A 26,462-nucleotide genomic window follows, 5' to 3' on the forward strand; every position below is an offset into this window, starting at 1 on the left:
CCAGCAAGGACATCACCCACCCGCCGCGCCAACCCATGCCACACCCCTTCAATAAGGCCTGGGAGGGAGGGTGTGTCGCGCAAGGGGTTGCGCCAAGTGCCCCTGGGTCGTGACGTGCTCGCTTGCCTGGACCGACGCGGTGTACGGCGGGGCCACGCACGGCGCGGTCGGTATACTGCGCGGCTTCATGAAGACGGACACGTTGAAGGCGCAGCTCAAGCGCACGTTGCGGCGCGACCTGTGGATCGCCGTCGCTCCCGCGACGCTGCTCATCGCGGTGGCGTTCGCGGTGACGTTCTATTTCGTCAAGCCCGCGCCGCCCAAGACCCTGGTGATGGCGTTGGCGCCGGAAGAGGGCGGCTTCAACTACATGGCGAAGCGCTACCAGAAGTTCCTCGCGCAGCACGGGGTGACGCTGGAGCTGCGCAACACGAAGGGCTCCGTGGGCAGCGTGGCGCTGCTCAGCGCGGAGGACAGCGGGGTGGACATCGCCTTCGCGCAGAGCGGCACCACCGGTGGCAAGGGCCAGGAGGTGCCGGAGCACGTGGCGTCGCTGGGGAGCCTCTCCTACGTGCCGCTGTGGGTCTTCTACCGGGGCGAGCCCGTGGACGACGTGCGCGGCCTCGCTGGCAAGCGCATCGCGGTGGGGCCCGAGGAGAGCGGCACGCGCGCGCTGGCGATGACGCTGCTCCAGGCGAACAAGGTGGACACGGCGCCCACGGAGTTGCTGCCGTTGGATCGGGACGCGGCCATCGACGCGCTGACGCAGGGCAAGGTGGACGCGGTGTTCCTGGTCTCCATGGCGGAGTCGCCGCGCATCCAGAAGCTGGCCGCGGTGAAGGACGTGCGCCTCTTGAGCTTCAATCGCGCGGAGGCGTACACGCGCCGCTATCCGTACCTGTCACGCCACGTGCTGCCTCGGGGCGTGTTCGACTTCGCCAAGGACGTGCCGGACCAGGACGTGGTGCTGCTCTCTCCCAATGCGCTGCTGCTGGCGAAGGACACGCTGCACCCGGCGCTCGCATACCTGCTGATGCGCGCGGCCAGTGAGATCCACGGCTCGGCGGGCATCCTGGACAAGACGAACGAGTTCCCCGCGCCGCTCGCGGCGGGCTTCGCGCTGAGCAGCGAGGCGAAGCGCTACTACGCGTCGGGCGTTCCGCTGCTGCAGCGCTACCTGCCCTTCTGGGCGGCGAACCTGGTGGACCGGCTGTGGGTGATGCTGGTGCCCATCATCGCGGTGGTGGTGCCGCTGGGGCGGGCGGTGCCCGCGATGTTCCTGTGGCGGGTTCGCTCGCGCATCCACAGGTGGTACGCGCGGCTGAAGGAGATTGAAATCCAGCTGGAGGAGGACCCGGATCAGGAGATGCTCCAGGCCATGCTCAAGCGGTTGGAGGAGGCTGAGCGCGAGGTGAACCGCATCGCGGTGCCCATCGCCTACGCGGAGAACCTGTACTTCTTCCGCGAGCACGTGGACGTCGTGCGCCGTCGGCTCACCCGCAGACTCGCGGGCGCGCCCGAGCACAAGGACGGGCACCCATTGCAGATGCCGGCGTGACGCGCTGAGCGGTGCGTGGCGGCCCGGGCCTGGGGCCGCCCTTGGGAGACTTCAGGGGGCGATGCCGAGCAGCTCGCGGATCTGCCGGGCCATGGCGATCTCCGACTCGTGCACGTGGCCGTCGCCAGCGATGAGCGTGTGGACGGCGTCGAGGACGGCCTTGGGGTCCTCGCGCAAGATGCCCAGGTTCGGCGGCGGGAGCGGATGGCCCTCCTGGAGGCAGCGGGTGAGGGCGCTGAGCTCCGTCAGCGGCACGCTGAAGCCGCGCGCGGTGTCGATGATGGAGTCAATCTCCTCGCGGGTGACGCGGTCGTCGCTGGTGGCCACCTGGAGCAGGAGCTTGATGACCTCGATATGGAACTGGGCTTCAGGGGGCAGCGGGGCGGCCATGTGGGTTGCATCCTCCAAGGATGTCCAGGCTGACCTGCCAGGGGGGGAGTCGTCCAGCCCGACGTCGCCGCCCCGTCAGCGAGCGGAAACGCGCCGCGCGGCGATGCCTTTGCTCCCGAATGGGTGACGCAGGACTTCGCGGCAGGCGGCCGCTTCCGACAGGCCTGTCATACCTCTTTGGAGGGATGGGCCCTGTTTCAGCCCTCGTAATACTTGATGGGTATTGCAAACGGGGGTTGTACCCATGGGCAAGGCGCGGAAGTTCCTGTCGCATGAGCAGGCGTTGGTCGCGGAGCTGAAGGAAGCGCTGGGCAACGCCCGGACGCTGGAGGACGTCTACGAGGCCCTCTCCCGGGCGCTCCTCTCGCTCTGTGAGGCGGACCACCTGGCGGTGGGCTGCGCGAATCCGGATGGGACGGCGGGGGTGCAGTGGAAGACGGACACCGTCCACCCCCTCCTCAAGGATTACGCGGAATGGGTGCAGGAGGACTTCGTCTTCCGAGCCACGGTGGCGCAGCCCAACCTGGTGCTCAGCGACGTCCAGATGCTGCGGGGGCAGCCCCTGGTGGAGACGGAGACCTTCCGGCGCAGCCAGGGCGCGGGACTGAAGCTCAAGCGCGTGCTGGCGTCACTCCTCTTCACGGAGCAGGACCTGAAGGGCGGCGTCGCGATGTACCGGGAGTCCTCCCGGCCCTTCACGCTCCGGGCGCAGTGGTTCCTGCAGCAGATCATCCCGTACATCTCCCGGGCGGTGGCGCGGCTCCAGGAGCTCTACGCCGTCCGCTTCGAGCGGGACCTGCTGAAGGCCATCGCGATGGGCGCGAACCCGGTGCTGGTGCTCAACAGCCTGGGGCGGAAGGTGGCGGACACGGGGCCGGCCATTCCGCTGCTGGAGCAGTGGTTCGCGTCCCACGAGCTCAGTGACGGGGTTCCCCGCGCCTGGGCGGAGCGGGTGAGGGCGCTGTCCCGCTTCGACGTCGCGGTGGATCCACGGCTGGAGTCCCTCACGTTGGAGCGCGGCGCGGACCGGCTGGACGTGACGTTCAGTCCCTCCGCCGTCAGCTGGGGGGGCCGCAACCTGTGGCAGGTGCGGATGCACGAGCGGGTCCACTGGCTGCGCCCGGACTGGAAGGAGAAGCTCACCGCCCAGGAGTCACGCGTGGCGGACTGTCTTCACGAGGGGCTGGCGAACAAGGAGATCTCCTCCCGGTTGGGGTGCTCCGTGGAGACGGTGAAGGTCCACATCAAGTCGCTGTTCGAGAAGACCGGCATCCACAGCCGCGGGGAGTTCGTCGCCAAGGGCCGCCGAGAGTGAGACGTCCGGTTGGACCTCGTCACCCGGGGACAGCGCTCATAGCGCGCGAGCGAAGAACTCCCGCAGGTGGCGGGCGTAGCCTTCGGGGTCCTTCTGGGCGTACTCGCCGTGGGCCGCTTGGGGCACCAGCCACTGCTCGCGGGGCTCGCAGGCGGTGCGGTAGAGGCTGCCGTCCAGCTTCTGGGGGCCGTCCGGGTCGCTGCCGCCGTTGATGAGCAGCAGCGGCCGGCCTTCCAGGCGGCACATGCCGTCCACGGGCCGCACGGCGTCCACGTCGATGCCGGACCGGCGCATCCCCCACAGCACCGCCCAGGTGCTCAGGCCGTAGTGGGAGCCCATGTCCCGCGCCAGGTCCGGGAACGCTCCCGCCGCCGCCACCGCCTTCACCCGCGCGTCCTCCTGCGCCACCAGCAGGGCTGTCGTCCCGCCCATGGAGAATCCGAACAGGCCCACGCGCCCCGGGGTGACGTCCGGCCGGGCCCGCACGAAGGCCAGGGCCGCGCGCACGTCCTCGCGCTCGCTGTCGCCCCAGCCAATCGCGTCGCCTTCGCTTTCGCCCTGGCCGTGCAGGTCGAAGAGCAGGACGCCGTGCCCGGCCTCCGCCAGCACCCGGGCTTCGAAGAGGACTCGCGTGCGGTTGTCCGCGAAGCCGTGCACCAGCACCACCGCCGTCCCGTCGCGCGACGGGACGTACCACCCCTGGAGCTTCCGCCCCGCGGCCTCGAAGGACACGTCCTCCAGGCCCGGCAGCGCGTCCGGGCCGGAGGGCCGCGCCACCGGGCCGCGCGCCGGGTGCACCAGGGCCTGGGCCGTGCGCAGGCCTCGCGCCGCCGTGACCCCGCCCATGCCCAGCGTGCCCAGGGCGAGCCCCAGCGCGGCGATGCGACCCCAGCGGACGCGGTACTGCTTCGTGGACACGGTCAGCTCCGGAGGGGGCCGCTCCCCGCGCGCCAGCGCTCGACGAGGTTCGTCACGGCGGTCCCCCAGTCGGGATATTCGAAGGTGAATCCCGCGTCCAGCAGCCGGCCAGGCACCACGCGGCGGCTCTTGAGCAGCAGCTCCGTGTCCGTGCGCATGAAGAACGCGCCCACCTCCAGCATCCACTTCGCCGCCGGCAGCCCCACGCTCACGTGCGCCGCCTCTCGCAGCTTCGCCATCAGCTCGCGCTGGGGCAGGGGATTCGGCGCGGCCAGGTTCACCGGCCCGTCCAGGTCGTCGCGCTCCAGCAGCAGTTGCACCGCGCGCACGAAGTCCTGGCCGTGGATCCACGACACGTACTGCCGCCCACTGCCCGCGGGGCCGCCCAGCCCCCGGCGCGTCAGGCCCAGGAGCACGTCGAAGATGCCCTCCTTGTCCGGGCTCATCACCATCGCGGTGCGCAGCGCCACCTTGCGCGTGTGGGGCGTTTCGGCTTCCGCCAGCGTGCGCTCCCAGGCCAGCGCGATGTCGATGCTGCGCTTCCAGTACGCGGGCACCCCCGGCTCGTTCCCGCCAATGAGCCCGGTGGCCTCGTCGTTGGGCGCGTCCATCCGGTGCGCGTACAGCGTCGCGGTGCTCATCTGCAGCCACACGCGCGGCGGCTTCGCGGCCTGCTGGATGGCCTGGCCCACCACCCGCGTGGAGTCCACCCGCGAGTCCATCATCTGGCGCAGGTTCTCCTCCGAGTAGCGGCAGTTCACGCTGCGTCCCGCCAGGTTGATGACCGCGTCGGCGCCATCCACCTCCTTCACCCAATCACCCAGGGTGCGTCCATCCCAGGACACCGTGCGCGCCTCGCCCCGGCCTCCCCGGCTGATGAGGACGACGTCATCCCCTCGCGCGGTGAACGCCCGCGCCAGCAGGGCGCCCACCTGTCCCGTGCCACCCGGAATCACGACCTTCATGGACGAAACCCCCTCATGGATTGCGACACCCGGAGGCATAGCGCGCACCCCGTCCGGGCCGCACGGTCCCCGGAAATGGGCCCCCGGGCCGTCCTGGTGCCGCCGATGAGCCCCGCTTTTCCCCGGCTCCGGAGCCCGACGGTGGGGCATTTCCCGGGATGTCCCGGGTCGGGCGGAAGAAACCCACCGGCTCGGAGGGAAAATGCGATGCGTCACGCAACCGGGGACACGTCCGGACGAAAATGGGTCATCCCCCACCTCGAAGTCTTGAGGGCCGTCATGATCATCCCGTCCCGCCCGCTCTCCGCGACCCGCCCCTCGACGAACTCCGCGTCGGCCACGACCTCCACGGCCCGTATCATCCCGAAGGCGTTCTCCTCGGTCTCCACGTTCGAGTCCGGCGCGTCGGCGAAGAAGGCCCCGACGACGCCCACGACGCCGGTTCCCGCGCCGCAGGTGCCGGTGGAGGACGTGCCGCCCAAGTCGGATCCCCGCTACGACGGGCTGAAGGACCAGGCGCTGATCAACGCCCTGCACGACGCGGTCAGCAAGCACAAGGACCTGGGCTACAACCAGGCCCGGAAGATCATCTTCACCACGCTCGACAACCACGACGGCAAGGTGAAGTGCGTCTACACGGGCAAGGAAGTGGCGACGAACAAGATCCCCAACAGCAACGTGATGAACACCGAGCACACCTGGCCCCAGTCCAAGGGCGCCACGGGCGCGGCGAAGGCGGATCTGCACCACCTGTTCCCCACCGACAGCAAGGCCAACTCCATCCGGGGCAACTGGCCCTTCGGCACGGTGAAGAACGTGAAGTGGGAGGAGAACGGCGCCAAGTTCGGCACCGACGAGAAGGGCCGCACCGTCTTCGAGCCGCCCGACGAGCACAAGGGCAACGTGGCGCGCGCGCTGTTCTACTTCTCCACCGTCTACAACAAGCACATCCCCGCGGACGACGAGGCCGTGCTCAAGCAGTGGAACACGCTGGACAAGGTGGACGCGGCGGAAGTCGCGCGCAACGACGCCATCGAGACCTACCAGCAGAACCGCAACCCCTTCGTGGACGACGCGTCGCTGGCCGACCGCATCGCGGACTTCTAGAGTCCGGGGCATGTCCCGTCCCCTCGCGCCCCTGTGGGCGCTCGTCCCTGGCCGCACCGGTGTCCCCCTGCTGAAGGTGGGGGGCACGCCCGAGGCGCCGGGATCCCTGGAGTGGCCCGCCTGCGCGATGTGCGGCGGGCCCCAGCGCTTCCTCTTCCAGTTGCCGCACGTCGAAGGACGGCTGGACCTGGCGCCGCACGCGTCGGTCCACGTCTTCCAGTGCGAGAACCCCGACACCGTCTGCTTCCGCTGGGACCCGGAGGAGGGGGCCAACGCGGCCGTGCCGGTGAATGCGGGCGCGCCGTCCGTGAGCGCGCCGCCGGGGCCGGTGAAGCCGTACGCGGAGTGGACGCTCGGCTTCGAGCCCGCCACCGAGGACACCGAGGCCCTGTCGGTGGACGTCAACGAGGCCACCGAGGAGCAGCTCCTGGCGCTGGACCGCGCGCAGGCGGAGGCGCCGGAGAGCAAGGTGGGCGGCGTGCCCGTGTGGCTCAACGGCGAGGGCACCCCGGAGTGCTGTGACGCGCCCATGCGCTTCGTCGCGCAGCTGGCCGCGATGCCGTTCGGCCTGGACTTCGGCGACAACGGCCGGGGCTACCTCTTCCGCTGCACGCGCGAGGACTGCGTGCGTCCGTTCCGCTTCCTCACCCAGGGCGCCTGAAGCGGCGTCAGGGCGCGGTCAGGTCCTTCAGCCGCTTGGCCATCATCGTGGTGGAGTCCTCCAGCCACTGGATGCACTGCTCGGGGTTCACGAAGAGACCCTGGGCGACGGCGTCGAGGAACACCGGCGGCACCCAGGCGATGAGGTAGTCCCCCGTCTGGGTGCTGGACTCCGGGTCCTCGCGGAACATGCCGACCCAGGTGTCCCAGGGGGGAAGGTTTTCCACGTCGAAGTAGCCCCGGGTGGCCAGCTCGGCCGCGCCGTCGCATAGGTTGTCATCCGGGAAGTAGACGATCAGCCGGCCCCCTTGAAGACGTCCTCCCTCGCGCGGCGGGAGGGCCCGCGGTGGCTGGCCCCGCAGGGCATGGTGCCGCTCGCTGAGGACCCGCTCCATCATCTGGAAGCGGTCGCCATCCACCATCAGCCGGGGCTGGAAGCCGGGTGTGCGCAGGCAGAGGGCCGGTGTGTCCGGATCCGCTCGGGGGGCGCACCATTGGATGGTCTCATCGAGCACTTCGAAGAGCGCATCCCGCCCCCACGCGCCATTGGGCACGTCGTACAGCAGGCGCGAAGGGCCGGGCTCACGGCTTCCCGGGGGGCGTGGAAAGAGGCTCATCGCTGCATCGCCTTGAGCAGCTTCTGGGCGTCCTCCGCGCTGAGCTTGCCGGCCTCCACCAAGTCCAGCACGCGGCGCATCTCGTCGTCGGGGATGCCCCGGGACTGGGGCGGAGGGGGCGGTGCGGGCGGCCGAGGCCGGTGGTGCTGGGCCCCCTGGCCCGCCCAGGGCGGCGCGCCCCAGGAGTTTGCCCAGGCGTGGGCCCACTGGTTCGCGTGGCGCTCGGCGCGGCGCTGCCAGCGCTCCGCCTGACGCTGCCAGCGCATGGAGTCCTCCTCCCAGGCTTCCGCGTCCTCGCCGCGTGAACGGCCCGAGTCGCGGATGCGCACCGAGCCCAGCTCCGTCTCCAGCAGGATCGTCGTCGCCGCCTGGGGGTTGGACGGGTAGCGCGTCTGCGCCGAGCCCAGCGACGTATGGGCCGAGATGTTCACATCCAGCCCGGGCACCAGGCGCAGCTCCACCGCGCCCACTTGCGTCCCGATGCGGTGCTCGCCCACGTCCAGCGCGTCCACGTCCAGCTTCACCGCGCCCGCGGTGGCGTGCACGTGGAGGGTGCCGCCCACGCGCTCGCCGATGATGCGGCCTGCGCCCGTGCGCAGGGTCAGCTTGCCGTGCACGTCGCGCAGGCTCGCCGTGCCCGCGTCGGTGTTCAGCTCCAACTCGCAGTCCTTCAGGCCGGAGATGCGCACCGCGCCCGCGTCCAGCAGGAGCTTCGCGCGCACGTCGGGCGGCACGAACAGCTCCGCCTGTCCGCCGTGGCGCCAGAACAGTGACAGGAAGCCGGCCTCACGCGGCATCAGCTCCACCTTCGTCACCCGGCCGTGCTCCTGGATGCGCGTCTCCACCCGGCCGTGCGTCACCAGGTAGGGCTTCTCTCCCTCCGGCAGCGGCGACACGACGAGCGTGGCGGCGGGCGCGTGCAGCACCAGCTCCGCGTGCTGTCCCCACGGAATCGCGTGGCGCTGGGTGCTGTCGCGCGAGGAAGACGAGGCGTCGGAGGACGGCGTGGCTTCAGGGTCCATCATGGGTGGTTACTCCCGTGCCTTCTTGAGACGTTGAGCGGCCTCGTCCGCGTCGATGAGCCCGGCCGCGAGGTCATCGAGAATCTGCGCCCGGCGCGGAGAGCCGCGCTCCCGGGACGGAGGTGGCGGTGGAGGAGGCGCGGGAGGCGGCGGGCCTCCGGGCGCCTGGCCCAGGGCCTCCACCACGTCGTCCAGCCGCGCCACCACCGTCGGATAGGAGAGGCCCAGCGCCTGCTCCACGTCCTTGATCTTCCCCCGGCACGCGATGAACACGCGCACGAACGCGAGCTGCTCCGGCGACAGCTGCTGCACCCAGCCGGTCGTGAAGCGCCCCTCCACCGCGGACGCGCACCCGTCGCAGCGAACCCGTTCGATGACGGTGCCGCCTCCACAGACGGGGCAGCGGGTGGGCACGGGCCAGGTGGACTTGGAGGTTGTCATGGTTGGTTCTTCAGAAAATCAATTTCTAGATTGAGAATATTGATTTCTATGGCGCTGGCAAGGGCTGGAGTTCATTTCCAGGAAAGACGGACACTTCCGAGCCGGTGGCCACGAAGGCGGAGTGGGGCGTGCCCCGGAGGCATTCGGAGAAGGCGGGGCCGTAGAAGCGGGCCACGTCGCAGTCGAAGGCGGTCTCCTGGGCGCGCCAGACGCTCCATCGGGGATGCTCCACGCGGTACTCGGCGCAGCCGCCGTCGCGCTGGGCGGTGTAGCCCCAGTAGTGCTCGGTGATGAACTCCTCCTGGGAGCCGGGGGCGCTCTCGGACGGCGTGCCGAGCGTCCGGGCCGACAGCTGGTGCCAGCGGCCGTGGGACTTCCAGGCGTACTCGACGTGGCCGGGCGCGCCGGTGTCCGCGCCGTCCATGTTCACGGCGTGGCGCATGGGGTGCGCGACGTAGGGCTCGTTGTAGAGGACTCGCGCCACGGTGGCGATGGCGAGCCGGGGCACGATTTCGCGCACGAACACCACGCCGCGCCGCCAGCCTTCGGGGCCCAGGCGGCGCACGTAGAAGCGCAGGTTCACCTCATCGAAGTCCCGGTGGAACGGCACCACGAGTCCCCGCACGCGCGTGTCGAGGAAGCGGAAGCCGACCATGCTCGCGAACGTGCGGCCCTGCCACGCGTCGAGCTCCGTGCCACGGGGAACGAGGGGCCGCAGCACCGCCGGATCCACCTCGTAGTTGAGCATCAGCAGGTACCGCCACGTCGCCGTCAGGAAGGGGCGCATGCGCGAGGTCTAGCGCGCACGCGACGCCCGGGCCCAGGCCCGCCCCCTTGCGCGGCTTCTGTCGCGCAGAAGCGCGGGCCGCCTTCAGGGAACGGCGGGCCGCGCCTGGGGCTTCCGGGAGGTGAGCCCCCGCTCCAGCCGCTCCCGCCACTTCAGCGCGGGCCGCTCCACGCCATGGTGCAGCGCGAGCGAGGCGAGCAGCACCGCCACGGCGCCGCCCAACACCGTGACGACGTGGAACGCGTCCATGCCATGGGGCGCCAGCGCGTCCCGCACGCCGTGCTGCACGGCCTTGTGCGTGAGGTAGACGGTGAAGCTCAGGACCGCGAAGGTCTTCACGCCCGGGATGCGGGCGCAGACGCGCGAAGCCGCGGGGCCCGCCAGCGCCAGCACCAGCGCCGCGAAGCCCAGCGCGGCCAGGGGGAACGACAGCAGGACGTAGGGGAGGTAGCGGAAGTGCTCCTCGTTGATGAAGAGGACGCCGCCCAGACACGCGAGTCCCACGACGGCCATCCCCCGCGCGCGGGCGCCGCGAGTCCAGCGCTCCCAGGCCTGTGGCCGGAAGACGCGCAAGGCCGCGAGCAGCACGCCGCACGTCAACCCGTCGAGCCGCGCGTATGTCGGGTAGTAGAGCAGCATGTCGAAATCGCGCCACCCCGGATCCGCGGGACCGAGCGCGGAGAAGTGGTGGAGCCACAGCCCGCCGCGCAGGAGCATGCCTCCGCCCATCACGGCCACCGCGAGCGCGATGAGGGACGGCGCGCGGAGTCGTCCTCGCAGCGCGAGCACGGTGAGCGGCAGCACTAGATAGAAGTGCTCCTCCACGCACAGCGACCACGCATGGGAGAAGCCGTTGATGCGCAGGCCGAAGTTCTGCGTGAAGGTGAGGAACCGCCACGCGGGCGTCACCAGGGGCCGCTCGCTCCAGGCCGGCACGAAGAGGTAGAGGCCCAGCACGACGAGGAAGGACGGAAGGATGCGCAGCGCGCGCCGCAGGTAGAAGCGCCGCAGTGACGGCGTCTCACCGCGCGACACCGGCTCCAGGAGCTGCGAGCCGATGAGGAAGCCGCTGAGCACGAAGAACAGCTCCACGCCCGTCCAGCCGAAGTTGGCGAACGCCTGGAAGGCCTCGTGACCCTGGGGGCGGGGGTAGTGGTAGACGACGACGACGAGGATGGCCAGGCCCCGGAGCAGGTCCAGGCCGGCCAGATGGCGCGGTTCGGTGGCGTTCAGCGGAGTCGGCTTTCAGCGGGGGGAAGTGCGCCCGATGCTAGCAAGCCGCGCCCCGGCCGCCAGTGACACGCCGCTCATCTCGTTCGGGACGCGCCGACCACGAGTTCGCGCAGGTCTTCCGCCCGGCTGCGCCCCAAGGCCCGACCGCCCAGGCGACAGGCTCTCGGAAACGAATGCGCTCCATTGGGATGAGAAGGTGAGAACCCTTTGGAGGCGCCCCGTCAGAGGCGCACCGAAAAAACCTGTCCGACAGTCGGACAGCTTTCGAGCCTCCCCGTCCGCGGTGCACCTCTCGAACCTGTCCGACCGCCAGCCGGGTCCGCAGAACCGCGGCTGGTGCGCTGCCCGGGCCGCGGAAACTTGTCGGACAGTCGGACAGGTTTTGGAGAACCGCCGCCGGGGGGCCTCCTCGTCGCCCGGGCCGCGGAAACTTGTCCGACAGTCGGACAGGTTTTGGGGCCGTGTCGGCCGGGAGCGTGGGCGCTCTCGGCTTCATGCTTCGGAGGGCGCCCGGCCCCCTGGGGTCAGGGCGTCTGGGAATCCAGGTCCTCCACCCTTGCTCGCAAGCGCGCCGGCACGCGTGCCAGGACCCGGAACTCCCGCGCGGAACGCTCGGTGTGCGCGGCTTCGCTCGTCGAGGAGGTCGATCAGCGTGACGGGCATGCGTGCCTCAATAGCTGCCGCCAATCATCAGCAGGCCCGAGTAGCGGCCGTCCCCCGCGCCAATGTCCTGCGAGGGCGCGAAGTTTTGCCCGAAGAGGAAGCTGTAGCTGCCTTGCACCTCGGCGGTGAGCTGGGGGTTGATCTTGAAGCGCACGCCCGCGCCCACGGGTGCGTAGCCCCCGGTGTCGTCGAAGAACCGGAAGAAGCTGCCCTCGCGCACCGAATAGCGCTCGACGCCGATTCCCCCGAGCACATAGGGCTGCAGCCGGGTGGGGGTGAAGCCAACCGTGAGCGCCGCCTGCGCTCCGTTTCGCACGAGGTCCGGCGTGCCGAAGAAGTCGGAGCTGTCCGCGACGGACAGGCTGCTCACGCCGCCGCTGTAGCCCAGCTCCAGGCCCACGTAGTCATTGGCGCGGTAGCCGACGACGACGCCATACGACGGCCCTGGATCCAGGTTGGGCGCGAGCTTGCCCGTGTAGCCCTCCACGCCCAATCCGAGGAGGAAGTAGGGGCCCTGCCAATCCACCCGTCCCATCCGCGTGGGCGCGTCCGACGGTGGGTCCTGGGCTCTGGCGGCGCCACCCGTCAATCCTGCCAGGCAGAGCCCCAACGCGATGCTTCGCCTCATGACCGCTCCCTTCATGTGTCGCGTGCGCAGCCAGAAGGTGACCTTGGGGGGAGGGGCGAACAACGAACGGACAGGCGGTACCCCGAAGGCCCACGGTTCCCCGGAGGGTGGGGGAGGCGACGCACGAAGCCAGTCCACTGCCTGGCTCCCCGCCCATCCCCTGTGACGCCCCGCGAGCGGCTTCCACCTTGAGCCGTACCCGGATGCCCTCGGTACCTCCTCCTCGCGTCCGGGAAGGGAGCACACCGCCATGAACGACGCCGCGCACCCCCCATCCGTCGCGGGCCCGTCCACCCCTGCTGTCCTTCATGCCCGCGCCCGGCGCGTCCTCGCGCATTTGGATGCGGTGCTGCCGGACGTGGACGCGCTCTATCGAGACCTGCACGAACACCCGGAGCTGTCCGGCCAGGAAGCGCGCACGGCCGCCCAGGTGGCGCGCCGGTTGGAGGCGGAGGGCTACGCGGTGAGCCGGGACGTGGGCGGCCACGGCGTGGTGGGCCTGCTGCGCAACGGCGACGGGCCCACGGTGCTCCTGCGCGGGGACATGGACGCGCTGCCCGTGGAGGAGAAGACGGGGCTGCCCTACGCGAGCCGCGTGCGGACGGAGGACGGCGAGCCGGTGATGCACGCGTGCGGCCATGACGTCCACACCGCGTGCCTGGTGGGCTCGGCGGCGGTGCTGGCGCGCTCGCGCGGTGCGTGGCGCGGCACGGTGATGGTGGTGGGGCAGCCGGCGGAGGAGACCCTCCAGGGCGCCAAGGCGATGCTGGATGACGGGCTCTACTCGCGCTTCGGCACGCCGGACGCGGTGCTGGGCCAGCACACGGCGCCGCTGCCGGTGGGCACCTTCATGCACCGCGAGGGCGTGACGATGATGGGCTCCGCGCACGTGCGCCTGCGCCTCTTCGGCCGGGGAGCGCATGGCGCGCTGCCGGAGCTGTCCGTGGACCCCGTGGTGCTGGGGGCCAGCGTGGTGATGCGCCTGCAGACCATCGTGTCGCGCGCGCTGTCGCCGCTGGAAGCCGCGGTGGTGACGGTAGGGGCCTTCCATGCGGGGACTCGCGCCAACGTGATTCCGGACGAAGCCCTGCTGGAGTTGACGGTGCGCACGGAGGACGACGCGGTGCAGGCGCGGGTGCTCGCGGCCATCGAACGCATCGCGAAGGGCGAGGCCGCGGCGTCGGGCGCGCCGAGGGCTCCCCTGGTGGAAGTCGTGAACCGCGGGCCGGTGAACCGCAACGACCCGGAGCTCATGCGCCGAGTCCGGGACGCGCACGCGGAATGGTTCGGGCGCGACGCACTGGTTCCGGGGGTGCTCGCCACCGCGAGCGAGGACTTCCCCTTCTTCGCCCAGGGGCCGGAACATCCGGTGCCCACTGCGTACTGGTTCATGGGCATCACGCCGCGAAAGGCCTGGGAGGAGGCACCGGGCGCGACGCCGCAGGAGAAGATGGCGCACGTGCCAGGGCCGCACTCCAGCGGTTATGCCCCGGACCGCGAGGGCTCGCTGCGCGGCGGCTGCGAGTCACTCACCGTGGCGGCGCTGGCCTGCCTGCACGCGGGCGATGCGTCCGTGAACCACTGAGAGCGGCCCCGGCCTGGAACGGGGTCGCTGGCCCGGCTGGCTCCCCGTCGCTTGCCCCCGCCGCGAGTGCCTCCAACTTGAGAGGCGGACGACACTTCTAAAGGACATCCCGATGAAGCTTCCGCTCATGGCCTCGATGACCGCGCTCCTGCTGGGCGGCTGTGCCACGCAGACCGCGTCCGTTCCACAGGAGTCCCCGTCCGAGGCATTCGCCAGCGACGAGATGTCCTGGGACTCGGAGGAGTCGCCTCGCACGCAGGAGATGCTGCGCGAGCATGACCTGAACTTCTACGGAACCGTGGGCGCCGAGGCCCAGGCCAACGCGGAAGCCACCGGAGGCACGGGCATCGAGAAGTCCTCGAAGCCGGAGGACTTCAAATGCGTGGACGCCAACGAGGTGGGCACGGGTGGCTCAGGCGGCATCGACATGCGCGGCGTGGACAACCTGGCCCCGGAAGTCGTGCCGTCGCAGAACCCCGGCGCGCGGTTGGACATCATCCCGGAGGCCTGGCACCGCAACAAGGGCATCGGCACGAGCCCCGTGGCGCCGTCCACCGGCACGCCTCCCGCGGAGGGCAGCGGCGGCGCCGGCCACTAGGCTCTGTCCTCTTCAGCCCTGCTGCTTCACCAGCCGGGTCAGTTCGCGGTCCAGCGTGGCCGCGAACTGCTGGCGGTCCTGCGGTGAGAAGCCCCCGGGGCCGCCCGTGTTCACGCCGCTGTCGCGCAGCTCCTGCATGAAGTTCCGCATCGACAGCCGCTCGTCGATGGTCTCCGGCGTGAAGAGTTCTCCTCGCGGATCCATCACCACGACGCCCTTGGGGACGAGCAGCGCGGCCAGCGGGATGTCCTGCGTGACGGCCAGGTCCCCGGCCTCCGCGGACGTGGCGATGTGCCGGTCCGCCACGTCCAGCCCCGCACCCACCTGCACGGTGGACACGTACGCCAGACGCGGCAGCGCCAGCGGCTTGTTCGCCACGAAGACGATGGGCACCTTCACGCGCTGCACGGCGCGCAGCAGGATGTCCCGCACGGGCCCCGGACACGCATCGGCATCGACCCAGATTTTCATGCGGGCCATCCTCGCTGATTGTCCCGCCCGGGTCAGGCGCGTTGACGCGTCATCCCCCTGGCTGACACGTCGCGGACGCAACCCTTGACGCGTCCAGCGGCCACCGCGCCTCGCGAACCCCACAGGCAGTCATCCGCCGCTTGCTGGTACGCCGGGTGCAGTGGGGCGGGCATGCCTCAATTCCTGGAGGTCGAGCGTCGGCCGCTGGCACACGCGGACGGGACGGCCTGAGCCTTGGACACCCTCCGGTATGACGTCGCCGTGTTGGGCGGCGGTCCCGCGGGCGCGGCGCTGGCGCTGGCCTTGTGCAGGCATTCGGGCCTGCGCGTCGTCCTGTTCGAGCGCTCCACCTACGCGCAGCCCCACCTGGGCGAGACACTGCCTCCGGACAGCCGGCGGCTGCTGGCGCGGTTGGGCGTCTGGGAGGCCTTCGCGCGTCAGGGCCACTTGCGCTCCATGGGCTCGTGCTCGCGCTGGGGAGACTCCGCGCTGGGTGACAATGATCATCTGCGCTCGCCGTGGGGCACGGGCTGGCACCTGGACCGCTCCCGGTTCGACCGGATGCTCGCGGACGAGGCCCTGCGCTTCGGCGTCGACGTGCGCATCGGCTCGGTGGTGACGGACTGGACGCCCCTGGAGAACGGCGGCCACCGCCTCTTCGTTCCCACGGAGGGCGATGCGCCCCGTGACTTCGTGGACGCGCGCTTCGTCGTGGACGCCACGGGCCGGAGCGCGGTCTTCGCCACGTCGCAGGGGGCCCGGCGCCACACGGTGGACCGCACCTTGGGCCTGTGCGGCACGTTCGCGCTCCAGCCCGGCCGCGCCGTGGACGCGCTCACGCTGGTGGAGTCGTGCGAGGACGGCTGGTGGTACTCCGCGCGGATGCCCGGTGACCAGATCGTCTTCGGGCTGATGGGCGACAAGGATTCGCTCCAGGGGTTGATGCCGGAGGACGCCGAGGCATGGCGTGCGCGGATGGAGCGCGCGCCCGAGACGCGCCGCCGCCTGGAGGCATGTGTCTTCACCGGCGAACCCCTGCTCGCGGTGTCCGCGAACGTCGCCTGCCTGGACCGGCTGCACGGCGAGGACTGGCTCGCGGTGGGCGACGCCGCGTGCATGTTGGATCCGCTGTCCTCGCAGGGCACGTCCCAGGCCCTGCGCACCGCGAATCAGGCCGCCGACGTGGTGAGCCGCTACCTCCGGGGTGACTCCGCCGCGCTGCGCCTCCACGAGGTGCGAACGCGGCACGAGTTCCAGGAGCACCTGCGCATCCGCGAGGGCTACTACCGCCTGGAGCGCCGCTGGCCCGGAGCGCCGTACTGGCGCAACCGCCAACAATCCTGCGCCCCCGTCCTTTCGTCGCCGCCCTGAGCCCCCTCCCCGTTGCAAGGAGAGGCTGAGTGACGTCAGTTCGCGCGCTCCGGGCGGGGATTCGCTAGAAGCGGCGTCATGCTTCCGGCGTCCTCTCCGTCCCCTCGCGACTTCGCGGCCTCGACCCTCGCGGCCTGGCTGCTGTGTCTGGGTTTGTTCGCGGTCTACACCGCGAGCCAGGTGCAGATGCAGACGGACTCGCTGTGGTCCATCCCCTCCGCGGCCAGCATCCTCCACGAGGGCAACGCCGACCTGGACGAGTACGCGCCGTCGTTCACCCCGGCGACCGCGTACGCGCGAGGCGTCTACGGCGGCCGCACCTATTACGAGTATCCGCCCGGGGTGATGGTCGCCGCGCTCCCGTTCCTTGCGGCCGCGGAGGGGCTGTTCTCGCTGGGCCGGCCGGTGCTTGCGCACCTGGGGACTCCTGGCGCGGATGCGCTGGCGTGGCTGGAGTTGTTCCGGAGCACCGGCAAGGTGGACCTGGGCTCCTTCCACCGCACCGAACAGCTCATCGGTTCGTTCTACGTGTGCGCCGCCGCGGGCGTGCTGCTCGTCGCGCTGCGAAGGCGCGTGTCCGCTCGCGCCGCGCTCGTCACCGTCCTGCTCTTCGGGCTGGGGACGACGGCGTACTCCACCGCCAGCCGCGTCCTCTGGCAGCACGGCCCCGGGCTGCTCGCCATCGCCTGTGTCGTGCTGCTGCTGGCGAGGCCCGCGCAGACGCGGCGCACCGCGTTCCTCGCCGGGCTCGCGGTGGCGCTCGCGTATGTGTGCCGGCCCACGCACTCCATCTCCGTGGTCGTCGTCACCGCGTACTTCGTGCTGCGCTTCCACCGGCTGCTGCCTGCGTACTTCGCGGGCGCGGCGCTCGTGGCGCTGCCGTTCTGCGGGTACAACCTGCACCTCTACGGCTCGATCCTGTCGCCGTACTACACGCATCCGCTGGACGTGATGGGTTCGCGCTTCGTGATGGCGCTGGCCGCGAACCTGGTGAGCCCGTCGCGTGGGCTGCTCCTCTATTCGCCGTTCCTGGTGCTCGCCGGGGTGGGGTTCGTCCAGCGGTGGCGCCGTCGGGAGCTGGAGCCGTACGAGAAGGCCTTCGCCGTCATCGTGCTCCTGCACTGGGTGGCCGTCTCCGCGTTCCCCGTCTGGTGGGCGGGGCACTCCGTGGGGCCGCGGTTCTTCACGGACGTGCTGCCCTATCTCGTCGTCTTCCTCGCGTATCCCGTGCAGCTCGCGGTGGATGAGCCCCGCCGGCATCGCGTTCTCGCGGGCGTGCTCGCCGCGACGGCCGCGTTCAGCGTCGTCTTCCACTGGCGCGCCTCCACCTCCTACGACGTGCACGCGTGGAACTCCGTGCCGGTGGACGTGGACTTCGCGACGGAGCGCGTCTGGGACTGGAAGGATCCGCAGCTCCTGCGCGCCATTCCGGCCCGCTTCCGCGGCAACTCCCCGTAGGGCAGGGGCTCCGTCGCCTGCCTGCCTTCCAGCATGCGTCAGCGCCCGGACAGCCAAGGGCCTTGGCGTGCGCCGGAGACACCCTCTGCTTTCCACCGGACCTTTCTGCTCGAGGAGACGGTGACATGGCGAAGGCGATGAGCAAGCTGCCGCGCGCGCTGGGGTGGTTCAGCGTGGGCCTGGGCGTCACGGAGTTGTTGGGGGCGTGGAACCTGCTTCGGTTCTTCGGCATCTCGCGCGGCGACAGGTGGGTGCGGGCCTACGGCGCCCGGGAGCTCGCCGCCGGTGTGGCGTTGCTGAGCCCCGCGAACAAGCGTCCGTGGCTGTGGGCACGCGTGGCCGGTGACGCGTTGGACCTGGCCACCATGGGCAAGGGCCTGCGCGAGCCCGGCGTGCGCAAGGGCGGCCTGCTCGCAGCCACCGGCGCTGTCGCGGGCATCACGTTGCTGGACATCTACGCCGCCGCGAACGCGTAGGCCCAAGCGGGACGTGCGTTAGGCTTCCTCCCTCTTCGAAGGAAGGAAGCCCGTGCGTCCCGTTCTCCTGTCCCTGTTGCTCCTGCCCGCGCTCGCGGGTTCCGCCGCCCCCAAGGCTCAGGATCCTTTCGCCTTCACGGGCGTGGAGCGCATCGTCGCCGTAGCGGATGTGCACGGCGACGTGGACGCGTTGAAGGAAGTGCTCCGGCTCGCGGGCCTCATCGACGCGAAGGACCACTGGATTGGCGGCAAGGCGCACCTGGTGCAGACCGGGGACCTGCCGGACCGGGGCGACCACACCCGCGACGCCTTCGAGCTGCTGATGCGCCTGGAGACCGAGGCGCGCAAGGCCGGCGGCCGCGTGCACCCGCTGCTGGGCAACCACGAGCTGATGAACATGCGCGGAGACCTGCGCTACGTCACGTCCGGCGAGTTCGCCTCCTTCGCGGACCAGTCCTCCGTCGCTGACGGCCCGGGGGAACCCAAGGGGCTCCACGGCCACGCCGCCGCCTACGCCGCGGACGGGCGCTACGGGAAGTGGCTGCGCTCGCACCCCGCCGTCATCCGCATCAACGACACGCTCTTCCTCCACGGCGGCCTGGCGCCCACCGTCCCCGGCACCACGTTGGAGGAGGTGAACCGCTGGGTGTGGCAGGACCTGACGCCCGGGCAGGCGCCGGGCGGCGGCGTGGATCCGCAGGGCCCGGTATGGTTCCGCGGCTACGCCATCGACGACGAGGCGAAGTGGGACGCGGGCCTCACCCAGGTGCTGGAGCGCTTCGGCGCACGCCGCATGGTGATGGGCCACACGCCGTCCAAGGATGGCCGGCTCTCCGTCCGCTTCGGCGGCCGCGTCATCGTCATCGACACCGGCCTCAGCACCCACTACGGCCGCCACCTGGCCGCGCTGGAACTGCGCGGCGACCGCCTCACCGCGCTCTACCCGGAAGGCCGGGTGCCCCTGCTCCCCATACCGAAGGCCGCCGCCCCCGCCCCGCGCCCCGAGGCGAAGACGGGGACGAAGTAGACGGTCCTCCTCCAGACGCCTACCTGGAGCGTTCACTGGAAGTCTTTTGACTTTGATAGTCAGTATCAATATCGTCCGGCCCCATCGAACGCAGGGAGCCGCGATGCACGAGGGATGCGGGCCACAGGGAAGTGCCGGAGAGCTGCGCTGCATGTGCGGCAGCCTGCTGGCGCGACTGGTGCCGGGCGGCGTGGAGCTGAAGTGCCGCCGGTGTCACCGGACGCAGGTGGTTCCCCTGGAGCCGGGTTCGTCGGCGGAGCCACGGGGCGGCGGTGCTCCCCGGGGCAGTGGCGGCTGAGACGCTTTGAAGGACCGGGCCTTTCGGTGAGGGGCTCGCGGCAGTGTGTTTCCTGAGGCCCGAGGCCCTTGAGCCCAGCGCCCGACAGGCTTCCCGTGAGCGGAGGCCCCCCGGCTTTCGTGCCGGGAGGACGTGGGATGTCCGGGCGTTGGTGGCTGTGCGCGCTGCTGTGGAGTGCCGTGTCCGGCATGGCCCGGGCGGAGGACGTGCCGTCCGCGGACGGAGGCGTGGCGCGGGTCGCGTCACCGTCTGACGCGGAGCCCGCGCCGGAGACGCCGGGGCAGGAGTCCGCGCCAGCCGCGGAGGCCGCTACGTCAGCGGAGCCCGCGGCCTCGTCGACGTCGGAGCCGGGTGCCACCGCCGTGTCCGCGGAGTCCGCAGCGTCAGCCGAGCCCGCGGCCGCGTCGCCGTCGGAGCCGGATGCCGCCTCCGTGTCCGCGGAGGCCGTGCCCGCGAAGCCCGTTCAAGCGGTGGAGGCCACGCCTCCGGTGGAGGAGCCTCCCGCGCTCCAGACGGTGGTGACGAGCTCTCGCACGCAGGAGCGTCTGCGCGAGACGCCGGTGGCCACCGAGGTCATCACCCGTTCGGAGATTGTCGCCAGCGGCGCGCGAGACGCGTCGGAGTTGTTGAACGCGCGCCCGGGCTTCGTGGTGCAGCAGGGCTTCTCGGGCTCCGGGCTGTCCATGCAGGGCCTGGCCCCGGAGTACGTGCTGGTGCTGGTGGACGGCGAGCGCGTCACCGGCAAGGTGGACGGCAACATCGACCTGTCGCGCCTGTCGCTGGAGGACATCGAGCAGGTCGAAATCGTGAAGGGCCCCGGGTCCGTGCTCTACGGCAGCGACGCGGTGGCGGGCGTGGTGAACTTCATCACCCGCCGCGCGCAGCGCACCCTGGGCGCGGACCTGCGCGCCGCGTACGGCACGCTCGGGCGCCTGGACCTGGACGCCACCGGTGAGACGCGCGGCGACGCGTGGGGCCTGCGCATGAGCGCCGGGCTCCAGCGGCGCTCCGCCTACGACCTGGACGCCACGGACATTGGCACCACGGGCAGCAGCCTGAGCGGCTATGACCTGTCCGCGCGCGGTGACTGGCGTGGCTCGGAGACGATGTCGCTGGAGGGCACCGCTTCCTACTCGCACCGCATCCAGCGAGGCGTGGACCTGGGCGCCGCGGGCGCGGTGTTCGACCGGGCCACCCGCGACAACACCTTCGCCTCGCGCCTGTCACCGTCCTGGCGGCTGGGGGAGAAGGTGAACCTGCGTGCGGATGTGTCCTACGGGCACTACGAGCGGCGCTACCTGCGCGACCAGCGCAACGCCTCCGCGCTGGACACCGTGGAGGACACCCGCGACCAGCAGGCCCGCGTGGGCGCGCAGATGGACGCGCGTCCCGGCGCCGGCCACGCGCTGGTGGTGGGCACCGAGTACCTGGGTGAATGGCTGCAGTCGGACCGGCTGGACGGCGGACGCGGGCGGCGCGGTCGCGGCTCTTTGTACGCGCAGGACAGCTGGACGCTGTGGGAGCGCAAGGGGCTGGTGGCGATGCGCGGCGGACGGGTGGATGTGGATTCGCAGTTCGGGCTCGCGCTCACGCCCCGCTTCGCGCTGAAGGTGGACCCCCTGTCGTGGCTCACCGTGCGCGGCAGCTACGGCTGGGGCTACCGCGCGCCCAGCTTCCAGGATCTGCTCATCGACTTCGAGAACCCCTCCGTGGGTTACACCGTGCGCGGCAACCCGGACCTGAAGCCGGAGCGCTCGCGCAGCTTCAGCTTCAACGTGGAGACGCGCCCCACGCGCGACTCCGTGGTGTGGGTGGGCCTGTTCCAGCACTCGCTGCGCGACATGATCTCCGCGTCGCTGCAGTCCGAGGGCGACTTCCTGCGCTACTCGTACATCAACATCGCCCGGGCGCGCGTGCGCGGCGGCGAGCTGGGCCTGCGCCAGACGCTGCCCGGCCGCATCCAGGTGGAGCTGGGCTACACGCTCACCGACGGCACCGACCAGGAGTTGGACCGCGCGCTGGAGGGCCAGGCGCGGCACCGGCTCACCGCGCAGGCCACGTGGCGCCACCGCGAGTGGGGCCTGGAGGCCAACCTGCGCGGCGCGCTCACTGGCGAGCGTCCTTTCTATCCCGATACCAACGGAGACGGTGTGGCGGATTCCTACCGTGCCAGCCCCACCGTCTCCCTGGATGCCCGAGTCGCCTGGCTGATGCCAGCGGGCGGGCTCCAGCTTTTCGTAGTGGGCAGCAACCTCACCGGTGCGGGCAATCCGACGGACCTGCCCATCCCACCCCGCACCCTCCAGGCCGGTGTCTCCACCCGGTTCTGATTCTTCACCCCTGCACACTGAAGGAGTCCGCATGTTCCCCATTCCCTTCCGTCCCGGCTTCCTGGGCCGCGCCTGCGCGGCGCTGCTCATCGCGGGCCTGGGCACCGCGTGCGGTGACGACCTCCAGCCCACGCCAGGGCCTGACGAGGACGAGAACCCCGTCGTCACGCCGCAGGACGGCGCGAACCTGAAGCACCAGGACAACGGCGACGGTTCGTTCACCTCCGTCGTCAACGCGACCGACGGCAAGGTGTGGATTGGCCTGGACCTGGACACGGGCAAGGAGGTGAGCGCGACGGAGGACGCGGTCTGGGACCTGGCCTTCCAGCGCTACACGGTGATGGCGCGCGGCGGCGTCAGCGGCACGGGCGGCGTGCAGGTGGCCATCGTGCCGGGCACGACGTTCGCGGCGCTCACCCAGGCGCCCGCGTCCGGCTACGTGACGGACGCGGCGGACGGCCTGGACACCGGCGACAGCCCGGACACCGTCTTCAACGCGGGGGACGGCTGGTACTCCTATGACCTGCTGACCCACACGCTCACGCCGCGCGACCAGCTCTACGTCGTGCGCTCGGATTCCGGCACGTACTTCAAGGTGCAGGTGCAGTCCTACTACGACGCCGCCGGCACCCCCGCGATGATGAAGCTGCTCTGGGCGAAGGTCGCCGCGCCGGCCGGGGGGCAGCCGTGATGGGCCGCACGGAGGAGGGGAGCCCGCTCGCCACGCTGCGAGAGCGCTGGGTGGCCCTGCGTGAGTCCGAGCCGCGCATGCGCATCCGCGACGCGGCGGACAAGCTGGGCGTGAGCGAGGCGGAGCTGCTCGCCACCGGATTGAATGGCGAGCTGGTGCGGTTGGAGCCGCGCCTGGACGTGCTGCTGCCCCGCCTGGAGTCGCTGGGCCGGGTGATGGCGCTCACGCGCAACGCGTCCGCCGTACATGAGAAGAAGGGCATCTACCGCAAGGTGGAGCTGCACGGCGCCCGGGCGCTGGTGCTGGACGAGGACATCGACCTGCGGCTGTTCCTGTCGCGCTGGTGCTTCGTCTTCGCGCTGCGCGAGGACCTCTCCGGCACGGTGCGCCGCAGCTTCCAGGTGTTCGACGCCGCCGGCACGGCGGTGCACAAGATCTACCTCCAGGACGACGCGAACGTCGCCGCCTTCGAGGGGCTGGTGCGCGAGCTCCAGCACGAGGACCAGAGCCACGTGCTGGACGTGGTGCCGGTGGCTCCTCCCGCCGAGCCCCGGCCGGATTCGGAGATCGACGCGCTGGGGCTCAAGGCCGGCTGGCGCGCGCTCCAGGACACGCACGAATTCTTCGCGCTGCTCGGCAAGTTCAAGGTGGCGCGCACGCAGGCGCTGCGGCTCGCGGGGACGGAGTTCGCGAAGCCGGTGACGCCGGACTCGCTGGGCTGGACGCTGGAGCGCGCCGCGGCGAGCGAGCTGCCCATCATGGTGTTCGTGGGCAACCCGGGCGCGATTCAAATCCACACCGGCCCGGTGCGCACGGTGCGGCCCATGGGCCCGTGGATGAACGTGATGGACCCGGGCTTCAACCTGCACGTCCGCGCGGACCACGTCCACACCGCCTGGGTGGTGCGCAAGCCCACGCGCGACGGCGACGTCACCTCGCTGGAGCTGTTCGACAAGGCGGGAGAGAACATCGCGCTGCTGTTCGGCAAGCGGAAGCCGGGCGAGCTGGAGTCCCCCGCGTGGCGGACGCTGATGGAGGAACTGGTCCGGACGCTGCCCGCGGTGGAGGTGGCGTCATGAGGCGGACGGCCTCGAAGTGGGGCCTCGCCACGGCCCTGTTCGCGCTGGTGGCGCACGCGGCGCCTCCCGCCCCCAAGCCCGCACCGGCGCCGAAGCTCATCACCATTGGACCGGCCATCACACAGACGGTGTTCGCGCTGGGCGCGGGCGACCGGGTGGTGGGCGTGGACGACTCCAGCGCGGCGTTGCCGGAGGCATCCAAGGTGCGCACGGTGGGCTACCAGCGCGCGCTGTCCGCGGAAGGGGTGCTGTCGCTGGGCGCGGGCCTGCTGCTGGGCTCCGCGGAAGCCGGGCCTCCGCCGGTGCTGGAGCAGCTCAAGCAGGCGGGCATGAAGGTGGAGACGTTCGCCAACGAGCCCACGGTGGAGGGTGCGCGCGCTCGCATCCAGGGCATCGCGGAGCGGCTGGGCACGCTGGAGCAGGGCAAGGCGCTGGTGGCGAAGCTGGACGCGGACCTGAAGAAGGCTGCGGACCGTGCGACGCAGGTGAAGGGCACGAAGCCGCCGCGCATCCTCGCCATCTACGCTCGCGGCGCGGGCACGATGATGGTGGCGGGCTCGGGCACCGTGGCGGACACGCTCATCCGCCTGACGGGCGGGATGAACGCGGCGGACTCGCTGCCGGGCTACAAGCCGCTGGGCGCGGAGGCCGTGGTGGCGGCGGCGCCGGAGTTCGTGCTGCTGCCCGCGAGCTCGGTGTCGTCCGTGGGCGGCGCGGAGGGGCTGGCGAAGCTGCCCGGGCTGTCGCAGGTGAAGGGCTGGAGGCTCGTCACCGTGGAGGACGTGGACTTCATGGGCCTGGGGCCCAACCTGGGCCAGGCGGTGGCCCGCGTGCAGGACGCGCTGGTCCCGGCTCCGGCTACTGCTCCGGTGAAGGGCGGCGGCAAATGAGCGCGTCGGAGGCCATGCCCGTGCCCGCGTCGCGTCCGGTGCCTTCCAGGGGGCCGGGCGCGGGACCCTGGGTGACGCTGGGGCTGCTGCTGGCGTTGATGGTCCTGGCGTCGCTGGCGGTGGGCTCCATGACGGTGCCTCCGTCCGCCATCCTCGGAAGTCTCTGGGAGGCGCTGGGCCTGGGCGAGGCCCCCCACAAGTTGGACGCCATGCAGCGAGCGGTGCTGCTCACCTTGCGCCTGCCGCGCATGCTGATGGCCGTGATGGTGGGCGGGGTGCTGGCGACGACGGGCGCCGCGCTCCAGGCCCTCTTCCGCAATCCGCTGGTGGAGCCCGGCCTGCTTGGCACCTCCAGTGGGGCTGCGCTGGGCGCGGTGCTGGCCATCGTGCTGGACGTGACGCTGGCCGCGCACGTGGGGCCCTTCCGGATGCTGGTGGTGCCGGGGGCGGCCTTCCTGGGCGCGCTGGCGGCGACGGTGCTCGCCCTGCGGCTGGGCACGGGCGGAGGGCGCACGGACACGCCGCGCGTGCTGCTGGCGGGCGTGGCGGTGAGCGCGGGCGCGTTCGCGGGCATGGGCCTGCTCACGCACGCCGCGTCGGACGCGCAGCTGCGCACCATCACCTTCTGGAGCCTGGGCAGCCTGGGCGGCGCGTCGTGGGAGACCGTGGGCGCCGCGGCGATTCCGCTGGTCGTGACGCTGGGGTTGCTCTTGAGCGAGGCCCGGGCGCTCAACCTGATGCTCCTGGGTGAGCGTGAGGCGTGGCACCTGGGCGTGGACGTGGAGCGGCTCAAGCGCAAGCTCATCCTCGCCGCGGCGCTGGGCGTGGGCGCCGCGGTGTCGTTCTGCGGGATGATTGGCTTCGTGGGCCTGCTGGTGCCGGCGTTGCTGCGCATCGCGCTCGGTCCGGACCACCGCAGGCTGCTGGCCGCGTCCGCGCTGTCGGGGGCTTCGCTGCTGCTCGCGGCGGATCTGCTCGCGCGCACGCTGTCCTCCCCATCGGAGCTGCCGGTGGGCGCGCTCACGTCGGTGCTGGGTGTGCCCGCCTTCATCGGACTGCTCGCGCGCAAGGGGGCGGCATGAGCCTGGAAGCTCGCGGCATCGAGGTGTGGCGCGGGCGGGGCAGGGTGGCCGGTCCACTGTCGCTGGAGGTCCAGCCCGGCGAGGTGTTGGCCGTGGTGGGCCCCAACGGCGCGGGCAAGTCGTCCCTGGTCGCGGCGCTGTCAGGCGAGCTGCGCTGCAAGACGGGCGACGTGTACCTGGAGGGCCGCGCGCTGCACCAGTGGCCCTACCTGGAGCGCGCACAGCGGCTGGGCGTGCTGCCGCAGGAGTCTTCCCTGGGCTTCGGCTTCACCTCGCTGGAAGTGGCGGCCCTGGGCCGCAGCCCGCATGCCCGGCGTGGCGGTGACGCGTCCGACCTGGACATCGCCCGCGCGGCGCTGGATGCCACGGACACGCAGCACCTGGCCTCGCGCGCGTACACCACGCTCTCCGGTGGCGAGCGGCAACGCGTGCAGCTGGCCCGCGTGCTGGCCCAGTTGTGGACGCCGCCCGCGCATGGCCACCGCTACCTGCTGCTGGACGAGCCGACGGCGAGCCTGGACCTGTCCCACCAGCACCTGGTGCTGGAGCGTGCTCGCGCCTTCGCGCAGGACGGCGGCGCGGTGCTCGCGGTGTTGCATGACCTGAACCTGGCCGCGCGGTACGCGGACCGCATCGCGGTGTTGGATCAGGGCCGGTGCGTGGAGACGGGCACGCCTTCGGGCGTGCTGACGCCTGGCCTCATCGCGGGCACCTTCGGGTTGCAGGTGGAGGTGGTGTCGCGGCCGGACCTGCCCGGGCCGCTGGTGATTCCCCTGGGCCGCGCACCCGCGCCGCCCTGACA

27 protein-coding genes are annotated in these 26,462 nt (G+C 71.3%); 17 read left to right on the plus strand and 10 right to left on the minus strand.

The features are described 5' to 3' along the window. The first annotated feature begins 187 nt into the window (after nt 1-187). Nucleotides 188-1,558: a TAXI family TRAP transporter solute-binding subunit gene (locus D7X99_RS05475; RefSeq protein ID WP_121776912.1), complete on the plus strand. Its 1,371-nt coding sequence runs from the start codon at nt 188-190 to the stop codon at nt 1,556-1,558. A gap of 51 nt (nt 1,559-1,609) precedes the next feature. Here D7X99_RS05475 and D7X99_RS05480 read toward each other — a convergent pair whose 3' ends face one another. Continuing rightward, nucleotides 1,610-1,948 (minus strand): TerB family tellurite resistance protein, encoded by a 339-nt coding sequence (locus D7X99_RS05480; protein ID WP_169828155.1) that lies wholly within the window; start codon nt 1,946-1,948, stop codon nt 1,610-1,612. 244 nt (nt 1,949-2,192) lie between these two features. Here D7X99_RS05480 and D7X99_RS05485 point away from each other — a divergent pair, with 244 nt between their 5' ends. Then, nucleotides 2,193-3,263: a helix-turn-helix transcriptional regulator gene (locus tag D7X99_RS05485; protein WP_121776799.1), complete on the plus strand. Its 1,071-nt coding sequence runs from the start codon at nt 2,193-2,195 to the stop codon at nt 3,261-3,263. A 36-nt stretch (nt 3,264-3,299) separates the two neighbouring features. Here D7X99_RS05485 and D7X99_RS05490 read toward each other — a convergent pair whose 3' ends face one another. Then, complete coding sequence (locus D7X99_RS05490) at nt 3,300-4,181, minus strand: alpha/beta hydrolase (RefSeq protein ID WP_171805368.1); 882 nt, start codon at nt 4,179-4,181, stop codon at nt 3,300-3,302. 2 nt (nt 4,182-4,183) lie between these two features. Beyond that, nucleotides 4,184-5,146, minus strand: coding sequence for a TIGR01777 family oxidoreductase (locus tag D7X99_RS05495; protein WP_121776800.1), 963 nt, complete (start codon nt 5,144-5,146; stop codon nt 4,184-4,186). A 279-nt stretch (nt 5,147-5,425) separates the two neighbouring features. On the opposite strand from D7X99_RS05495, the gene D7X99_RS05500 reads away from it, so the two are divergent. Then, on the plus strand, nt 5,426-6,253 hold the full coding sequence (locus tag D7X99_RS05500) for an endonuclease I family protein (RefSeq protein ID WP_121758817.1): 828 nt from the start codon (nt 5,426-5,428) through the stop codon (nt 6,251-6,253). Nucleotides 6,254-6,263: 10 nt separating this feature from the next. Then, on the plus strand, nt 6,264-6,914 hold the full coding sequence (locus tag D7X99_RS05505; RefSeq protein ID WP_121776801.1) for a hypothetical protein: 651 nt from the start codon (nt 6,264-6,266) through the stop codon (nt 6,912-6,914). A 7-nt stretch (nt 6,915-6,921) separates the two neighbouring features. Here the strand turns inward: D7X99_RS05505 and D7X99_RS43460 are convergent, their stop codons facing one another. The 6 genes from D7X99_RS43460 to D7X99_RS05535 form a co-directional block, all read right to left on the minus strand. Beyond that, a complete protein-coding gene (locus D7X99_RS43460) occupies nt 6,922-7,530 on the minus strand; it encodes a hypothetical protein (RefSeq protein ID WP_233613100.1) in 609 nt (202 codons plus the stop codon). Further along, on the minus strand, nt 7,527-8,555 hold the full coding sequence (locus D7X99_RS05515; protein WP_121776802.1) for a hypothetical protein: 1,029 nt from the start codon (nt 8,553-8,555) through the stop codon (nt 7,527-7,529). The genes D7X99_RS43460 and D7X99_RS05515 overlap by 4 nt, the downstream gene beginning before the upstream one ends. A 6-nt stretch (nt 8,556-8,561) precedes the next feature. Then, the gene (locus tag D7X99_RS05520; protein WP_121776803.1) at nt 8,562-8,993 is read right to left on the minus strand and encodes a DUF2089 domain-containing protein; all 432 of its coding nucleotides are present in this window, start codon (nt 8,991-8,993) and stop codon (nt 8,562-8,564) included. Nucleotides 8,994-9,039: 46 nt separating this feature from the next. After that, nucleotides 9,040-9,780 (minus strand): YqjF family protein, encoded by a 741-nt coding sequence (locus D7X99_RS05525; RefSeq protein WP_121776804.1) that lies wholly within the window; start codon nt 9,778-9,780, stop codon nt 9,040-9,042. 84 nt (nt 9,781-9,864) lie between these two features. Further along, nucleotides 9,865-11,013 carry an acyltransferase family protein gene (locus D7X99_RS05530; protein WP_368667742.1) on the minus strand — a complete coding sequence of 383 codons (1,149 nt, stop codon included), beginning with the start codon at nt 11,011-11,013 and terminating at the stop codon, nt 9,865-9,867. Nucleotides 11,014-11,683: 670 nt separating this feature from the next. Continuing rightward, nucleotides 11,684-12,304: an outer membrane beta-barrel protein gene (locus D7X99_RS05535; protein WP_121776916.1), complete on the minus strand. Its 621-nt coding sequence runs from the start codon at nt 12,302-12,304 to the stop codon at nt 11,684-11,686. A 250-nt stretch (nt 12,305-12,554) separates the two neighbouring features. Between D7X99_RS05535 and D7X99_RS05540 the strand changes: the two genes are divergently transcribed. Next, entirely contained in the window at nt 12,555-13,889 is a 1,335-nt protein-coding gene (locus D7X99_RS05540) for an amidohydrolase (RefSeq protein ID WP_121776806.1), read from the plus strand. A gap of 112 nt (nt 13,890-14,001) precedes the next feature. Further along, complete coding sequence (locus tag D7X99_RS05545) at nt 14,002-14,487, plus strand: hypothetical protein (RefSeq protein ID WP_121776807.1); 486 nt, start codon at nt 14,002-14,004, stop codon at nt 14,485-14,487. Nucleotides 14,488-14,499: 12 nt separating this feature from the next. Here D7X99_RS05545 and D7X99_RS05550 read toward each other — a convergent pair whose 3' ends face one another. Next, the gene (locus tag D7X99_RS05550) at nt 14,500-14,958 is read right to left on the minus strand and encodes a YaiI/YqxD family protein (RefSeq protein ID WP_014394487.1); all 459 of its coding nucleotides are present in this window, start codon (nt 14,956-14,958) and stop codon (nt 14,500-14,502) included. A 234-nt stretch (nt 14,959-15,192) separates the two neighbouring features. Between D7X99_RS05550 and D7X99_RS05555 the strand changes: the two genes are divergently transcribed. The 11 genes from D7X99_RS05555 to D7X99_RS05605 all read left to right on the plus strand — a co-directional run bounded on the left by D7X99_RS05555 (nt 15,193) and on the right by D7X99_RS05605 (nt 26,460). Further along, on the plus strand, nt 15,193-16,329 hold the full coding sequence (locus D7X99_RS05555; protein ID WP_121776808.1) for an NAD(P)/FAD-dependent oxidoreductase: 1,137 nt from the start codon (nt 15,193-15,195) through the stop codon (nt 16,327-16,329). A gap of 78 nt (nt 16,330-16,407) precedes the next feature. Next, nucleotides 16,408-17,787 carry a hypothetical protein gene (locus D7X99_RS05560; protein ID WP_121776809.1) on the plus strand — a complete coding sequence of 460 codons (1,380 nt, stop codon included), beginning with the start codon at nt 16,408-16,410 and terminating at the stop codon, nt 17,785-17,787. 125 nt (nt 17,788-17,912) lie between these two features. Then, nucleotides 17,913-18,263 (plus strand): hypothetical protein, encoded by a 351-nt coding sequence (locus D7X99_RS05565; RefSeq protein WP_121776810.1) that lies wholly within the window; start codon nt 17,913-17,915, stop codon nt 18,261-18,263. A 52-nt stretch (nt 18,264-18,315) separates the two neighbouring features. Beyond that, on the plus strand, nt 18,316-19,290 hold the full coding sequence (locus D7X99_RS05570; RefSeq protein WP_121776811.1) for a metallophosphoesterase: 975 nt from the start codon (nt 18,316-18,318) through the stop codon (nt 19,288-19,290). Between the two features lie 103 nt (nt 19,291-19,393). After that, nucleotides 19,394-19,588, plus strand: a complete 195-nt coding sequence (locus D7X99_RS05575; protein ID WP_121776812.1) for a hypothetical protein — start codon at nt 19,394-19,396, stop codon at nt 19,586-19,588. Between the two features lie 137 nt (nt 19,589-19,725). Beyond that, nucleotides 19,726-21,918: a TonB-dependent siderophore receptor gene (locus tag D7X99_RS05580; protein WP_121776813.1), complete on the plus strand. Its 2,193-nt coding sequence runs from the start codon at nt 19,726-19,728 to the stop codon at nt 21,916-21,918. A 31-nt stretch (nt 21,919-21,949) separates the two neighbouring features. Then, nucleotides 21,950-22,609: an HmuY family protein gene (locus D7X99_RS05585; protein WP_121776814.1), complete on the plus strand. Its 660-nt coding sequence runs from the start codon at nt 21,950-21,952 to the stop codon at nt 22,607-22,609. Beyond that, complete coding sequence (locus tag D7X99_RS05590; protein ID WP_121776815.1) at nt 22,609-23,688, plus strand: hemin-degrading factor; 1,080 nt, start codon at nt 22,609-22,611, stop codon at nt 23,686-23,688. Before D7X99_RS05585 ends, D7X99_RS05590 begins: the two co-directional genes overlap by 1 nt. Beyond that, a complete protein-coding gene (locus tag D7X99_RS05595; RefSeq protein WP_121776816.1) occupies nt 23,685-24,578 on the plus strand; it encodes a hemin ABC transporter substrate-binding protein in 894 nt (297 codons plus the stop codon). Before D7X99_RS05590 ends, D7X99_RS05595 begins: the two co-directional genes overlap by 4 nt. After that, entirely contained in the window at nt 24,575-25,660 is a 1,086-nt protein-coding gene (locus tag D7X99_RS05600) for an iron ABC transporter permease (protein WP_121776817.1), read from the plus strand. Before D7X99_RS05595 ends, D7X99_RS05600 begins: the two co-directional genes overlap by 4 nt. Then, nucleotides 25,657-26,460 (plus strand): heme ABC transporter ATP-binding protein, encoded by an 804-nt coding sequence (locus D7X99_RS05605; protein WP_120580939.1) that lies wholly within the window; start codon nt 25,657-25,659, stop codon nt 26,458-26,460. Before D7X99_RS05600 ends, D7X99_RS05605 begins: the two co-directional genes overlap by 4 nt. Nucleotides 26,461-26,462: the final 2 nt, after the last annotated feature.

Origin of the sequence: Corallococcus sp. AB032C (assembly GCF_003668935.1) — a bacterium.
GTDB lineage: Bacteria > Myxococcota > Myxococcia > Myxococcales > Myxococcaceae > Corallococcus > Corallococcus exiguus.